Origin of the sequence: Pectobacterium sp. PL64 (assembly GCF_022477975.1) — a bacterium.
GTDB classification, from domain to species: domain Bacteria; phylum Pseudomonadota; class Gammaproteobacteria; order Enterobacterales; family Enterobacteriaceae; genus Pectobacterium; species Pectobacterium jejuense.
In genome coordinates, this window is record NZ_CP092070.1 from 1,510,823 (window position 1) to 1,526,521 (window position 15,699).

Consider the following 15,699-nt stretch of genomic DNA (forward strand, 5'->3'; position numbering starts at 1 on the left):
ATCCCTCAGGTGGTAAAATAAAAAGCAGACGTGCTACTGTAAATGTAGAGATACCCGTCATCTTTCAAGTCGCAGGCGCTCACCTCCTGCTTCTCGGATCTATTAGGAATAAACAGACCAATGTCGTGAGTCGCGATATTCGTTACATGATGTGGATAGAGAATGGGAAACAACAGTACGTGGTCACAATCTGAGAACCTGACCGCCGATAAACAGAAAGAAAAATTGCAGCCGCCTTCCATGTATAACGTGGTGTTGAATAACGATGATTACACCCCGATGGAATTTGTTATTGACGTTCTGCAAAAGTTCTTTTCTTATGATATTGAACGTGCCACACAGCTTATGTTAACCGTGCATTATCAGGGTAAAGCGATTTGTGGCGTATTTAGCGCTGAAGTGGCTGAGACCAAGGTCGTACAAGTCAATCGTTATGCCAGAGAAAATGAGCACCCGCTGCTCTGTACGCTGGAAAAAGCCTGAAGTCAGGCGATTTATTGGGAGAGGTGCCTATGCTCAATCAAGAACTGGAACTCAGTCTCAACATGGCTTTCGCCAGAGCGCGTGAGCACCGACACGAGTTTATGACCGTGGAGCACCTGCTGTTGGCTCTGCTCAGTAACCCAGCCGCCCGTGAAGCATTGGAAGCCTGCACGGTAGATTTAGCCGCGCTGCGTCAGGAACTGGAAGCGTTCATTGAGCAAACCACACCAACATTACCGCAGAGTGACGACGAGCGCGAAACTCAGCCCACGCTTAGCTTCCAGCGCGTACTCCAACGCGCCGTCTTCCACGTGCAGTCCTCTGGCCGCAGCGAAGTGTCCGGTGCCAACGTCCTGGTCGCCATTTTTAGCGAACAGGAATCTCAGGCCGCCTACCTGCTGCGCAAGCATGACGTCAGCCGTCTGGATGTGGTGAACTTTATTTCTCACGGCACGCGTAAAGAAGAATCCGATCAGGCGCCGAACCCTGAAAGTCCCGTCAATGAAGAACAGGCAGGAGGGGAAGATCGTATGGAAAACTTCACCACCAATCTGAATCAACTGGCTCGCGTTGGCGGTATCGATCCGCTCATTGGCCGGGATAAGGAACTGGAGCGCACGATTCAGGTATTGTGCCGTCGCCGTAAAAATAACCCGCTGCTGGTCGGCGAATCTGGCGTCGGTAAAACGGCGATTGCTGAAGGGCTGGCCTGGCGTATTGTGCAGGGCGATGTACCGGAAGTGATGGCGGAGTGCACGCTGTACTCGCTGGACATTGGCGCGCTGCTGGCAGGCACCAAATACCGCGGTGACTTTGAAAAACGTTTCAAGGCGCTGCTGAAACAGTTGGAACAGGATAAAAACAGCATTCTGTTCATCGATGAAATCCACACGATTATCGGCGCGGGTGCGGCGTCCGGTGGTCAGGTTGATGCGGCTAATCTGATTAAACCGCTGCTTTCCAGCGGCAAGATTCGCGTGATCGGCTCGACCACCTATCAGGAGTTCAGCAATATCTTTGAAAAGGATCGGGCGCTGGCGCGTCGTTTCCAGAAAATCGATATCACTGAACCTAGCGTGGAAGAAACCATACAAATCATTAATGGCCTGAAGCCGAAGTATGAAGCTCACCATGATGTTCGCTATACGTCGAAAGCGGTTCGTGCGGCGGTAGAGCTGGCGGTGAAATACATTAATGACCGTCACCTACCGGATAAAGCGATCGATGTGATCGACGAAGCGGGCGCGCGCAGCCGTCTGGTGCCGGTTAGCAAACGTAAGAAAACGGTCAACGTGAGTGATATCGAATCGGTTGTCGCTCGTATCGCCCGTATTCCTGAAAAAACTGTCTCTGCCAGCGATCGCGATGTGCTGAAAAACCTCAGCGATCGCCTGAAAATGCTGGTGTTTGGGCAGGACAAGGCAATCGAAGCGCTGTCCGAATCTATCAAGATGAGTCGTGCAGGGTTGGGTCAGGAGCGTAAACCGGTTGGTTCCTTCCTGTTTGCTGGTCCTACCGGCGTCGGTAAGACGGAAGTCACGTTACAGTTGGCTAAAGCGCTGGATATCGAACTGCTGCGCTTTGATATGTCCGAATACATGGAACGCCATACGGTTAGCCGTTTGATTGGCGCGCCTCCGGGCTATGTGGGCTACGATCAGGGCGGTCTGCTAACGGATGCCGTGATTAAGCATCCTCACGCGGTGCTACTGTTGGATGAGATCGAAAAAGCGCATCCTGACGTCTTTAACCTGCTGTTGCAGGTGATGGATAACGGTACGCTGACGGACAACAATGGCCGTAAAGCGGATTTCCGCAATGTCATTGTCGTCATGACCACCAACGCAGGCGTGCGGGAAACACAGCGTAAATCCATTGGTATCATCCATCAGGACAATAGTACGGATGCAATGGAAGAGATCAAAAAGGTCTTTACGCCAGAGTTCCGCAACCGTCTGGATGGCATTATCTGGTTCAACCATCTGTCGACTGACGTCATTCAGCAGGTTGTCGATAAGTTTATCGTAGAGCTTCAGGCGCAGTTGGATGCGAAAGGCGTATCGCTGGAAGTGAGCGATGAAGCGCGCGACTGGCTGGCAGAAAAAGGCTACGACAAAGCGATGGGTGCCCGACCAATGGCACGCGTGATGCAGGAAAGCCTCAAGAAACCGCTGGCCAACGAGCTGCTGTTTGGTTCGCTGGTGGACGGTGGCTCTGTTACGGTGGAACTGGATAAAGAGACGCAACAGCTGACGTACGGCTTCCAGAGCGCACAGAAGCGGAAAGCAGAAAGCGTTAATTAATCAATACGTGTGATCTAAGAGGGATGCTGAGGCATCCCTTTTTTATTGGGTCGCAAACCGATCTTGGTGCGCTATTTTGCATTATGGCCCAGTTAAAAATACGATTCTTGGATCTTTTCTGATAGGCCAAGATTTTGCACAATCCTGGCTACCGAGTAGTCGGCCCTGTGCATTGTCGCTGGCGTGTGGCTGTCGCTCTTCTCTTTCATCCCGTCTCGTTTTGGAGTTCACCATGAGCCAACGTCTTGATTACTACAGCAAGTCTCCCGATGCTGCCAAGAAGTATCTGGAATTCAATAACATTCTGCACAAGAAGCCATTTCTGGCGGAAATAGGCCATCTGATTACGCTGCGTGCCTCTCAGCTTAACGGCTGTGCATTTTGCGTTGATATGCACGTTAAAGAAGCCAAGATTAATGGGGAGCGCGAGCTACGTCTGCATCATGTGGCTGTCTGGCGTGAATCACCGCTTTTTTCCCCGCGTGAGCGTGCTGCGCTTGAGTGGACTGAAGTCTTGACCCATCTTCCGCCGCATGGCGTACCGGACGAGGTGTTTACGCGCGTTCGTGAACAGCTGTCAGAAGAAGATCTGGCTGACTTATCTTTCATGATTATCTCGATTAATGGCTGGAATCGTTTGGGTGTCGCGTTTCAGGTTGTTCCCGGATCCGCAGATAAGCTGTACGGTCTGGAAAAAGCCAATCTGAGCTAATTAGCGCCCGTGCTGTTCAAGCTCGGCCAGAATCAACATGGCAAGCCGCTCTGGCTCTGCCATCGTGGCGCAGTTGGTGAAACTGGCGAGTAGCGCGTTGTCACCGTTTCCTGATACTGCCCAACGTGATAGTGGTTGGACGGTAACCCCCTGAGCCAGCAAGCGGTCGGCAAGCAGCCGATCGCTTATCTTATCCGGCAGGCGTAACACTAAATGCATGCCGCCCGGCTGCGCGTCGATATGTATGCGGTTCCCCAAAATACCTTGTAGCGCAGCGATGGTAGCGGTGCGACGTTCTGCATAAAGGCGCCGTGTGCGCTGAATGTGTCGGGCAAAATGACCCTCAGCGATGAAGCTGGCAACGATAGACTGCGTCATGGTAGGCGATGCGGAAGCGAAGAAAATTCGGCTGATGTGTTCAAAGGTGGCAATCTGTGCCTGCGGTACAACCAAATAAGCCAACCGAATCCCCGGAAATAACACCTTGCTGAAGGTGCCCGCATACAGCACCCGACCATTGCGATCCAGACTGGCGAGCGCGGGAAGTGGGCGACTGACGTAGCGATATTCCCCATCATAATCATCCTCTACTATCCAGGCATTCTGCTCGGTTGCCCATTGCAATAATGCCTGTCGCCGAGGAAGCGATAACGACATCGACAAGGGGCTTTGATGCGCGGGCGTGATAACGGCCATACTGGCATCATTCGCCAGCGCGATACCGCGCTCCACGTTGAGTCCTTCACGATCGACGGTGACCGGAACCGGACATAACCCAGACTGTGATAGCAACTGGCGAGTAGGCGGATAGCCGGGATCTTCAACCCAGACGCGCTGCCCGGATTTCAGCAAGGCCAGAACGGCGAGTTGTAAATTGGTGCGCCAACCAGAGGTGATGAATACCTGACTGGCGGTACAGTCAATGCCACGCGCTACTTGCAGATAAGAGGCGATAGCGTTTCTTAGCGCGGGCAAGCCATAAGGTGCAGGGTAATCCCAATCCGGTAACTGCATGCTGCGAAGATAGCGTGCACCCAGTCGAGCCCAGAGTTTGCGCGGAAAGGCGTCAAAAGCGGGAACGCCCATTTGAAAAGGCAACAGTTGCGATGGACGCCACACTATGTTTTGTTCATCGTCTGGCGCCGAGGGGGATACCGTCGCATCGGTAACGGACGTTGGCGCTAAGGGTAAATCGGGATTCACCAGCGTTCCTGCCTGCCCACGAGCTTGCAGATAACCTTCGGCAATCAGCAACGAGTAAGCCTGTTCTATCGTTCCGCGTGCGACGCCGAGCTCTTTCGCCAGCATACGTGCGGAAGGCAGACGGTCACCCGGTGACAATAAGCCTGTGCTGATAGCCCGATGCACGCGCTCGTAAAGCTGACGATAGAGCGGCGTACTCTCCTGAAAGGAAAGGGGAGAAAATAGGGGAGAGTCAGGTTTCATATAGGGAATCCATGACAAGCAGGCTGTTGCCCCTGAAACTGTTGGCCGTTAAAAAACGGTTGGCTCCCCGGAAAATGTTTTAAAAAACAAAAGCCCTTGCCATGAAGGGAAGGGCTGGGGAGGGAGTCACATCCTCATATATCGCTGTGATCAGCGATGAGCGAACCGGTTAGCGGCTGCGGAAGACAATGCGGCCTTTACTCAGGTCGTACGGGGTTAACTCTACAGTGACTTTGTCACCCGTCAGGATGCGGATATAGTTTTTACGCATTTTACCGGAGATATGAGCGGTAACCACGTGCCCGTTTTCCAATTCAACGCGGAACATGGTGTTGGGCAGCGTATCAAGCACGGTGCCTTGCATTTCAATATTGTCTTCTTTGGCCATCGAATCCTCTAGGTCTAACTACCTTTATTTTTTAACCGCAAGATAATGCCGAAAAACCGACATTATGTAAAGAAGCGTTCACGTTTGGGGCGTTATTTACCCGATTTCTCTATCAAAATGCGGGTTCTGCGAGCAGTTGTGGTAGCCAACAGCCGTTATCGACAGCAAGATCCTGCCACTGAGAAAGCTGTTGCAGAAAGCGATCGCGGGGTATTTCACTCACGCCCAGAGAAGCGGTATGGGCGTTTAACACCTGACAATCGATCAACTCACCACCGTGGCGAATAAAATGCTGTTGAAACGCCAGCAGCGCGTATTTTGACGCATTATCCGTGCGGCTGAACATCGACTCGCCGCAAAATAACCGTCCTTGCTCAATACCATATAGCCCACCAACCAGTGCGCCATTCTGCCATACTTCGACAGAGTGCGCTTTTCCGGCCTGATGAAGCTGGCGATAAGCCGAGATAATGTCCGGCGTAATCCAGGTGCCGTCATGGTGCTCATGCGCGCAGGCGTGAATGACATCATCAAATGCCTGATTCAGCGTTGCGTGAAACGTATGGCGCTTCAGAAATTTTTTCATGCTGCGGCTGAGATGCAGTTCACCAGGAAACAGGACCGCGCGTGGATTTGGAGACCACCATAAGATCGGCTCACCGGGAGAGAACCAGGGGAAAATGCCCTGTCGGTAAGCTGCTTTTAGGCGGGCAACGGAGAGGTCGCCGCCAACGGCCAGCAGGCCGTTGGGGTCATCTAGCGCATGATTCGGATCAGGGAACTGAAGCGATTGAAGCGAAAGTTGGTATAGACGCATGTTTTTCAAACGTTATGTTTCAACAGAGTTTGCCCTAAACGTGTTGGCGGAACTGCCAATAACGACCTTGTTGTGCCATTAAGTCCTGATGGCTCCCCTGTTCGATCACTTTGCCGTCATCCAGAATACAGATGCGATCCATCGATTCTAAACCGTATAGCCGGTGAGTGATGACGATCAGCGTTTTATCGGCACAGTGCTGGCGGAGCAGTTGCAGAATACGCTTTTCGGTTTCTGCATCCAACCCTTCAGTCGGTTCATCCAATAGCACGAGCGGTGCATCGTGCAATAAGGCGCGTGCTAATGCGATACGGCGCTGCTCGCCACCGGACAGCTGTCGACCGCCTTCGCCCAGCCAGGCATTCAGCCCTTCGTTTTCCAGCAGTTTTTCTAACCCAACCTGCTGTAATACCTCGGCCAGTTTTTCATCCCGTGCGGCTGGTGCTGCTAGCAGCAGGTTATCACGCAGTGATGCGCTGAAAATATGCACGCGTTGTGGCACCACGCTCATCATGGTGCGGAGATCGTCTTCCCGCCAATCGGCAAGGGGATGCCCATTCAGCGTAATTTCTCCGTATTCACAATTCCATGCCCGGGTCAGCAATTGCAATAGCGTCGATTTCCCGCATCCGGTACGCCCCAGCAGCGCCAGATGCTCGCCCGGTTGAATGGAAAGCGTAATATTCTGCAATACGGGCTGTGGCTGGCCGGGATACGTGAAACCGACATGTGAGACATCAAGTGACGCCTTGCGCGACGTTTCTGGCCCATGCTCTGGGAACGTGACGTCAACGGGCTGGCGAATGATTTGATCGACCCGAGCGGCAGAGGCAATCACTTGCCCCATATGCTGGAAGGCCACCGTAACAGGAGCCAGTGCTTCAAAAGCAGCAAGTGAGGCGAACACGAATAGCGCAATCAACGCGCCGGGCTGTGGATTACTGCCAACGCCATCGGCTGCCAGCCACAGAATCAAAGTAACGGTCAGCCCGCTGCATAAAATCATCACTGCCTGAGACAGACCAGTAAGATTGGCCTGCTGACGCTGGCGGCGCAGCCAGTTAATTTCCACCAGAGCCAGCTGTTGACGGACGCGACTGAGCGCGCCGAAGACGGTGAGTTCCGCCTGACCTTGCAGCCAGGTCGTTAACTGAAGGCGGTATTGTGCACGCAGCGCGGTCAAATCCTGTCCGATGCCGTTTCCCGCCCGATAGAAAACAATCGGCAGGCACAGCAGCAGTACCAGCATAATGGCACCCAGCGTCAGAGCCAGTGAGGCATCAATGAAACTCAGGCCATAGCAAACGATAAGAATGACGGCAAAAGCGCTGACGATGGGTGAAATCACGCGGAGATAGAGGTGGTCGAGCGTATCTACGTCCGCCACGAGCCGGTTTAGCAGTTCAGCCTGACGAAATTGTGCCAGTCCTCCCGGAGAGAGCGGCAGAATGCGGGAAAAGGTGAATACACGCAAGCGCAGCAAAACGCGGAAGGTGGCATCGTGGCTGACGACTCTTTCCCCGTAGCGTCCGGCCGTACGTGCAATCGCTGCGCCCCGCACGCCAGCGGCGGGCAGCATATAGTTAAAGGTGAGCAGCCCGACGATCCCTGCCAGCGCGGCACCCGCCAGAAACCAGCCGGATAGCGCGAGTAGACCAATGCTGGCCAGCAGCGTAGCAATGGCTAATACCACGCCCAGACTCAAATACAAGAAGTGCTGACGATAAAGTGCCAGAAACGGTTTTAATACCTGCATCGTTTTCATCTGAGTCATTACAGCGCCTCCTGTCGTTGTGCCAGCAGCGTTGCGAAGGGACCCGCTTCGGCTCGGAGTGTTTGGTAGTCACCCTGTTGAACTAACCGACCGCCGTCCATGACCCAGATCGTGTCATACTCGGCGATCTCGGTGAGCTGATGCGTGACCAGCAGCGTGGTCTGCGAACGCGCCGCGTCGTTCAGCGCCGTCATAACCAGCTCCTCGCTATGAGCATCCAGGCTGGCTGACGGTTCATCCAGCAGCAGTAAGTTGCAAGGGTGAATGAGCGCACGGGCAACGGCAACGCGCTGTGCCTGTCCGACGGAGAGGCGTGCCGCACCGTCACCGACGGTCGTTTCCAGCCCTTGCGGAAGCTGCGGTAAAAATTCCTGTACATACGCGCGCTCAATCGCACACTGCAATGCCAGGGGGCTGGCCTGCGGATTACCCAGCAGAATATTGCTGCGTAGCGTCTGCTCCGGCAAGTGGGGGTTTTGTCCGACCCAGCTTAACTGCTTACGCCATGATTCAGGCGTCAGCGTGTTTAATGCCTGACCGTTGACGGTGAGTGAACCGCGATAGGGCAGGAACCCCAGCAGTACATTAAGCAGTGAGCTTTTTCCTGCTCCGCTGAGGCCGACCAGCGCGATACGTTCACCTGCGCGAATATCGAACGTCAACGGCTGGGTCAGCGGTGTGCCATTCGGCGCGAGGATAACCAGATCTTCCGCTCTGATGGCAATGGCGGTATTGCTGCTGAATTCGTGTGTGCCAAAGCCGACTGTTTCGCCTTCCTCTGACAAAAACGTCACCAGCGATTCCGCTGCCCCGATAGCCTGAGCCTTGGCATGATAGAAGGTGCCCAGATCGCGTAAAGGCTGAAAGAATTCTGGAGCCAGAATCAATACGAGAAAGCCAGCGAAGAGCGTCACCCCCATGCCGTAATGACCAAAATCCAGTTCCCCGAGATAAGAGAAACCGAAATAAACGGCGACAACGGCAATCGAGATAGAGGCGAAAAACTCCAGTACGCCCGAGGAGAGAAACGCCATGCGTAGCACTTCCATCGTACGACTACGGAAATCTTCGGAAGCATGACGGATTTGTTCGGTTTCAGCCTTGCCACGATGGAACAGGCGTAGCGTCTCCATGCCGCGCAGGCGATCGAGGAAGTGTCCACTCAGGCGTGCCAGCGCCAGAAAGTTACGTCGATTGGCATCCGCTGCGCCCATGCCAACCAGCGCCATAAACAGTGGGATGAGCGGGGCAGTGAGAAACAGAATCAGGCCAGCAGCCCAGTTGAGCGGGAAAATCGTGATTAAGATAAGCAGTGGAATCAGCGCGGCAAGATACATCTGCGGCAGGTAGCGGGCGTAATAATCCTGCATATCATCAACCTGCTCAAGAATCATCGTTGCCCAACTGCCGGCGGGTTTGCCCTGTACCCAGGCAGGGCCAAGCTGTTGTAATCGATCCAGTACCAGCTTACGAATTTGCTGCCGAACGGCTTGCCCGCAAAGAAAACCAACACGCTCGCGTAACACACTGTTGAGTGCGCGCAGAATAAATGTGGCAATCAGCAGAAGGAAAGGGGAGAGCAACGATTCGCGCGTGGCATGCTCGATGATCAAGGCGTGAAGCAGCGTAGCTAACAGCCAGGCTTGTGCCACGATTAACGCACCGCTCAGGAACCCAAGCAGGAGTGAAATCCGTAGCCAACGTTGCGCCAGCTTACTCTGTTGTTTCAGCCAGGCGGTCAGTTCTTGCTGTCTGGTTTTTTTCATCAGGCACCAGTTCGTTGTATTGCAGAAATGGACTTAACAGAAAATAACTCTCATGTAACTGTTAGTTAACAAAATTATCTTCTATCACGCAGAATGACGCCATGTTACCGCGACAGGGACGCGCTGCAAACGAAAAGGAGAGGGGAAATGGGTGAGGCGATCAATTTTGTGTTGCGGAAGGCAAATCAGAAGTGAAGAAAACGGAACGGCTGTCGCCGCTCCGTTATCAGCAACGTCTTACTTGTTGACGGTCAGCCCGTCAAGGTAACGTTCAGCATCCAGTGCTGCCATACAGCCAGTACCTGCGGAGGTAATGGCCTGACGGTAGATGTGATCCATGACGTCGCCTGCGGCAAAGACGCCAGGAATGCTGGTTTGTGTTGCGTTGCCGTGAATACCGGACTGCACTTTGATATAACCGTTTTCCAGTTCCAACTGACCGCCAAATACGGCCGTGTTCGGACTGTGGCCGATAGCGATAAACACGCCAGCCAGCTCCAGTTCTTCTGCCGCGTCGCTCTGCGTATCGCGGATACGGACACCGGTTACACCCATGTCATCGCCCAACACCTCGTCCAGCGTACGGTTGGTATGCAGGATGATGTTGCCGTTTTTAACTTTGTCCATCAGGCGGTCGATCAGAATTTTCTCTGAACGGAACGTCTCGCGACGGTGGATCAAATGCACTTCCGCCGCAATGTTAGACAAATACAAGGCTTCTTCTACTGCGGTATTCCCGCCGCCAACGACGGCGACTTTCTGGTTACGGTAGAAGAACCCGTCACAGGTTGCGCAGGCAGAAACCCCTTTGCCTTTAAACGCTTCTTCAGACGGCAGGCCGAGATAACGAGCCGATGCCCCCGTGGCAATGATCAGCGCGTCACAGGTGTACTCGGCGCTATCGCCGAATAAACGGAAGGGACGGTTCTGCAAATCAACACGTTCAATATGATCGAAGATCACTTCAGTATTGAATTTGGTCGCGTGTGCGTGCATACGCTCCATTAACAGCGGGCCAGTTAAATCATCGGCATCACCCGGCCAATTTTCGACTTCGGTCGTGGTCGTCAGCTGACCGCCTTTTTCCATACCCGTGATTAATACTGGCTGTAAATTCGCCCGTGCAGCATAAACAGCGGCAGTGTAGCCAGCCGGGCCTGAACCCAGAATCAATAACTTGTGATGTTTAACAGTACCCATGCTTTCCTCATTTCATGACGGCGGATAATGCTCATATGAACGGTCTCTACAACAAACCTGCTTCCTTACTACGAACAGTCTCTACCACGGACAATGCGAACGATTGTAAGGAAATTACAAGAGTAAAAAAAGTATGCAGAAAAGTTGCTGGCTATTTGTTTAATCGTTAATGACGATGAGGATGACAAATCGCTGAAAAATCAGCCACATTCATAAGTAAAATGATTGAAGTCACCTCGGAGAATGGCTCTGGCTTATCCAATCTGGCAGTTTCTTCTGATTTTCGTTGTTTTGCTTTGACAATCGGCTGTGCATTTGCGAAAACATCTGGGTAAGAGGAAATTTTTTGTATGTGAACAGTTAAAAGCTCGGCTTTTTATTCGTTTTTGCGCAGGTAGTAGGCCTTTGGGCCACGGATATGACGTGATGGTCTTTTCGCGGGTGAGCAATACGTGGGGCGAGAACGAGAAGTTAATGACTGTTGATATACAAAATGGGCAGCGTGTCTTCTTTAAGGGTAGCTCTGATACATGAGGTCTATCGGGGTAAAGCGGGTGCAGGGAAAAGTGAAGAGAGACAATAATAATGGTAGACACTAAAAAACGACCAGGCAAAGATCTCGATCGTATTGATCGTAACATCCTGAACGAATTGCAAAAAGATGGACGTATTTCCAATGTCGAGCTTTCCAAACGTGTTGGGCTGTCGCCAACGCCTTGTCTGGAACGTGTACGTCGTCTGGAAAGACAGGGTTTCATTAACGGTTATACAGCGCTGCTAAACCCGCATTATCTGGATGCGTCACTGCTGGTTTTTGTTGAGATAACGCTAAACCGCGGCGCGCCTGATGTATTTGAACAGTTCAATGCTGCGGTGCAGAAGCTGGAAGAAATTCAGGAATGTCATCTGGTTTCCGGTGATTTTGACTACCTGTTGAAAACGCGTGTGCCAGACATGTCCGCTTACCGTAAGCTCCTGGGCGAAACGCTGCTGCGTTTACCGGGCGTAAACGACACCCGTACCTACGTGGTGATGGAAGAAGTGAAGCAAAGCAACCGTCTGGTCATTAAGACGCGATAAACGTGTGGGTGCAAAACCCGATAAATTCAGCTACACTCCTGTGAATTTATACAGTCCCAGCGCCGGGTTTTCTCGGCGCTTTGTCATAAACCTTACAGGCCCCTGGAGAGACTCTTGAGCCAGGAATATACAGAAGATAAAGACGTTACCCTGAAAAAACTCAGTGGAACACGTCGTTTGCTTGAAGCGATTTTAATCGTTGTGGCACTTTTTGCGGTTTATCTTAGTGTCGCACTACTCAGTTTCAGCCCCTCCGACCCCAGTTGGTCACAGACTGCATGGCATGAACCTATTCACAACCTTGGTGGTGTAGCAGGTGCATGGCTGGCGGATACTCTGTTCTTCATTTTTGGTGTGCTGGCCTATGCCATTCCGCCGATTATGTTATCTCTGTGCTGGGCGGCTTTCCGCCAGCGTGATAACAACCAGACTATCGACTACTTTACCTTTTCACTTCGCCTGATTGGGACATTGGCGCTGATCCTGACCTCTTGCGGTTTGGCTGCGTTGAATATTGACGATCTCTACTATTTTGCTTCCGGTGGTGTTTTGGGAAGCCTGTTGAGCAGCTCAATGATCCCGCGTTTCAATAGCATGGGTGCGACGCTGATTCTGCTGTGCGTGTGGGGGGCAGGGTTAACGCTGTTTACCGGCTGGTCATGGTTAACGATCGCTGAAAAAATTGGTGCGGGTGTCTTGGGTTGTTTGACGTTTATGTCAAACCGTTCACGCCGCGATGAGGACTACCGCGAAGAACACGATCGTGAAGACGATGAGCGTGATGCGCTTAATCTGCGCCACGATGAGGCGTCGGGTGAGGCAGTAACACAACAGCGTGATGACGATGACGTTCTGTTTTCTGCGCCTTCCGTGGCTGATGCGGTAAACGACACGGCGGCAAACAATACGATAGAAGCGTCATCACCGCTCGCTGAGAACGCACCGACAGCGATACAAACGGCTCTCTCAACTGAAGCGCCGGTGGTTGGGTCAACACTGTCTGATGTGGCAACGCCTGACTCAGCATTAGCAGGATCAGCATTCTCCGGTTCATCGGCTGGCATTGTGCCGCCTGTTACTCCCTCTGCGATTGATTCGACGCCGTCGCTAAATCCGCCGCTGTATTCGTTTGAAGTCCCTGAAACGCCAGCGGCAATGCCAGAGATCGCAAGCTCGCCTGACCTCCATAGCAGTGCGTATGCACCTTACGGCAATAGTTACGGAGAGAGTGCCGTACCGCCAATTGTCACGGCGCCTGTGGTTCAACCGTTTGCTGAGCCGCCACAACCTGCACGCGATACAGGTTTCGACGCGAATAACACCTTTATGCCGGCGTTCAGTGCCGATGGGGATGATAACCCGCAGATTAAACGCGGCGTAGGGCCTGAACTGCCGCGTCCTAATCCAGTACGTATCCCTACTCGCCGCGAGCTGGCGTCATACGGAATCAAATTGCCGTCGCAGCGGCTGGCTGAAGAGCAAGCCAGACTGCAGGCGCAGAACGGTAGCGAAGAAGCGGAAGTGGCGAATGACGTGTATCAGGAAGAGACACCGGATGATATCGCCCAGCAGGAAGCCGCATTGCAGCAAGCGTATCTGGATCAGCAACGCCAGCGTTACGGTGATGAATACCCGTTACAGGAAGACGATGAAGACGCACTTCTGCAAGCGCAGTTAGCCAGAGATTTCGCGGCACAGCAGCAGTCACGTTATGATGACAGCGCATCGCAGCGCGCTGAGGAAATCCCTGCTCCGATAGCACCGCCTGTGGTCAGTGCGCCCGTTCAGCCAAATCCTGTTACATCGCATAACGCTTTTTCATTCTCGCCGTTTAGTGCGGAGAATGAACGCGAGCCTGAGTCGCATACGTTCAGTGAATCCACCTATTCGCAGCCGTCCTACCGTGTTGAACCCGAGCTTCCGCCGATGCATGCTGGTGAAGATGAGGACGACGAGGATGAGCACAACCCGTTGACGTTTAGTCAGCCAGCGCAACCAACGTCAGCGCCTGTTGAGGTCGCAAAACAGGAAACTGCGGCAACACCAACGCATCATCCGGCAATGGATGGCTTGATTCACCCGTTCTTGATGCGTAATGAACAACCGCTGCAGAAGCCAACTACGCCGCTGCCAACGTTGGATTTGTTGACTCCACCGCCGGCTAGCGAAGCGCCTGTTGATAATTTTGCACTGGAACAGACGGCGCGATTGATTGAAGCGCGTCTGGCTGATTTCCGGGTAAAAGCGGATGTGGTCGATCACTCCCCTGGGCCGGTGATCACACGATTTGAATTGGATCTGGCACCGGGTGTTAAAGCCGCACGTATCTCGAACCTGTCGCGAGATTTGGCACGTTCACTGTCGGTTGTCGCAGTGCGTATTGTTGAGGTTATCCCCGGCCGACCGTACGTCGGGTTGGAGTTACCGAATGCACATCGCCAGACGGTTTATCTGCGAGAAGTGCTGGACTGCGATCAGTTCCGTGATAATCCATCGCCGCTGTCGATTGTATTGGGTAAAGATATTGCGGGCGAACCTGTCGTTGCCGATTTAGCGAAAATGCCACACCTGCTGGTTGCGGGTACGACCGGGTCGGGTAAATCGGTCGGTGTCAACGCGATGATCATCAGTATGTTGTATAAAGCCACGCCGGAAGACGTACGCTTTATCATGATCGACCCGAAAATGCTGGAGCTCTCGGTGTACGAAGGCATTCCGCATTTGTTGACGGAAGTCGTGACCGACATGAAGGATGCGGCCAATGCGCTGCGCTGGTGCGTCGGTGAAATGGAACGTCGTTACAAGCTGATGTCGGCGCTTGGCGTACGTAATCTGGCGGGATACAACGAACGGGTGATGACGGCAAATGCGATGGGCCGTCCGATCCCCGATCCGTTCTGGAAGCCAGGTGACAGTATGGATATGACGCCGCCAGTGCTGGAAAAACTGCCGTATATTGTGGTTATGGTCGATGAATTTGCTGACCTGATGATGGCGGTGGGTAAGAAGGTTGAAGAACTGATTGCCCGATTGGCACAAAAAGCGCGTGCGGCGGGGATTCACTTGGTGCTGGCGACGCAGCGTCCTTCGGTTGATGTCATCACCGGATTGATCAAGGCGAATATTCCGACGCGTATCGCGTTTACCGTTTCCAGCAAGATCGACTCACGGACTATCCTCGATCAAGGTGGCGCAGAGTCGCTATTGGGGATGGGGGATATGCTGTATATGGCACCTAACTCCTCGATACCTGTTCGTGTTCATGGCGCTTTTGTGCGTGATGAGGAAGTTCACGCTGTTGTTCAGGACTGGAAAGCGCGCGGTCGCCCTCAATATATCGATAATATTGTCAGCGGTGGCGACGATGCTGAAGGCGGAAGCCTCGGTCTTGATGGCGATGAAGAGCTCGATCCGCTGTTCGATCAGGCGGTAGAGTTTGTCGTCGATAAGCGTCGTGCATCAATCTCTGGCGTACAGCGTCAGTTCCGAATCGGCTATAACCGTGCCGCGCGAATTGTTGAGCAAATGGAGGCGCAGGGTATCGTCAGCTCTCCAGGGCACAACGGTAACCGCGAGGTATTGGCTCCGCCATCAATGGAATAAGCATGCTGTACTGATTGACGTCCATCCATTAAGGGCTGCGCGAGCAGCCCTTATGCAAAGAAGCGTAAAAGCGGCAATAAGCAGATAATTCACCTATCACCGTCCGAGTGGGTTCAGATAACATAGA

11 protein-coding genes are annotated in these 15,699 nt (G+C 53.0%); 5 read left to right on the forward strand and 6 right to left on the reverse strand.

The window, feature by feature from the left end:
- The first annotated feature begins 162 nt into the window (after positions 1 to 162).
- The 3 genes from clpS to HP572_RS06560 all read left to right on the forward strand — a co-directional run bounded on the left by clpS (position 163) and on the right by HP572_RS06560 (position 3,498).
- Positions 163 to 483: an ATP-dependent Clp protease adapter ClpS gene (clpS, locus tag HP572_RS06550; protein ID WP_005967385.1), complete on the forward strand. Its 321-nt coding sequence runs from the start codon at positions 163 to 165 to the stop codon at positions 481 to 483.
- 29 nt (positions 484 to 512) lie between these two features.
- The gene (clpA, locus tag HP572_RS06555) at positions 513 to 2,786 is read left to right on the forward strand and encodes an ATP-dependent Clp protease ATP-binding subunit ClpA (protein ID WP_010277232.1); all 2,274 of its coding nucleotides are present in this window, start codon (positions 513 to 515) and stop codon (positions 2,784 to 2,786) included.
- A gap of 232 nt (positions 2,787 to 3,018) precedes the next feature.
- A complete protein-coding gene (locus HP572_RS06560; RefSeq protein ID WP_240585128.1) occupies positions 3,019 to 3,498 on the forward strand; it encodes a carboxymuconolactone decarboxylase family protein in 480 nt (159 codons plus the stop codon).
- Here the strand turns inward: HP572_RS06560 and HP572_RS06565 are convergent, their stop codons facing one another.
- The 6 genes from HP572_RS06565 to trxB form a co-directional block, all read right to left on the reverse strand.
- A complete protein-coding gene (locus HP572_RS06565) occupies positions 3,499 to 4,944 on the reverse strand; it encodes a PLP-dependent aminotransferase family protein (protein WP_240585129.1) in 1,446 nt (481 codons plus the stop codon). It abuts the gene before it with no gap.
- A 169-nt stretch (positions 4,945 to 5,113) separates the two neighbouring features.
- Entirely contained in the window at positions 5,114 to 5,332 is a 219-nt protein-coding gene (gene infA, locus HP572_RS06570; RefSeq protein ID WP_002211347.1) for a translation initiation factor IF-1, read from the reverse strand.
- Between the two features lie 112 nt (positions 5,333 to 5,444).
- Entirely contained in the window at positions 5,445 to 6,149 is a 705-nt protein-coding gene (gene aat, locus HP572_RS06575) for a leucyl/phenylalanyl-tRNA--protein transferase (RefSeq protein ID WP_240585130.1), read from the reverse strand.
- Positions 6,150 to 6,183: 34 nt separating this feature from the next.
- Positions 6,184 to 7,905 (reverse strand): cysteine/glutathione ABC transporter ATP-binding protein/permease CydC, encoded by a 1,722-nt coding sequence (gene cydC, locus HP572_RS06580; protein WP_371745325.1) that lies wholly within the window; start codon positions 7,903 to 7,905, stop codon positions 6,184 to 6,186.
- Between the two features lie 17 nt (positions 7,906 to 7,922).
- Complete coding sequence (gene cydD, locus HP572_RS06585) at positions 7,923 to 9,689, reverse strand: cysteine/glutathione ABC transporter permease/ATP-binding protein CydD (RefSeq protein WP_240585132.1); 1,767 nt, start codon at positions 9,687 to 9,689, stop codon at positions 7,923 to 7,925.
- 237 nt (positions 9,690 to 9,926) lie between these two features.
- Positions 9,927 to 10,889, reverse strand: coding sequence for a thioredoxin-disulfide reductase (gene trxB, locus HP572_RS06590; RefSeq protein ID WP_039315633.1), 963 nt, complete (start codon positions 10,887 to 10,889; stop codon positions 9,927 to 9,929).
- Between the two features lie 585 nt (positions 10,890 to 11,474).
- On the opposite strand from trxB, the gene lrp reads away from it, so the two are divergent.
- Together lrp and HP572_RS06600 are read left to right on the forward strand one after the other, a co-directional pair.
- Positions 11,475 to 11,969 (forward strand): leucine-responsive transcriptional regulator Lrp, encoded by a 495-nt coding sequence (gene lrp / locus HP572_RS06595; RefSeq protein WP_010277211.1) that lies wholly within the window; start codon positions 11,475 to 11,477, stop codon positions 11,967 to 11,969.
- A gap of 114 nt (positions 11,970 to 12,083) precedes the next feature.
- On the forward strand, positions 12,084 to 15,572 hold the full coding sequence (locus HP572_RS06600; RefSeq protein WP_240585133.1) for a DNA translocase FtsK 4TM domain-containing protein: 3,489 nt from the start codon (positions 12,084 to 12,086) through the stop codon (positions 15,570 to 15,572).
- Positions 15,573 to 15,699: the final 127 nt, after the last annotated feature.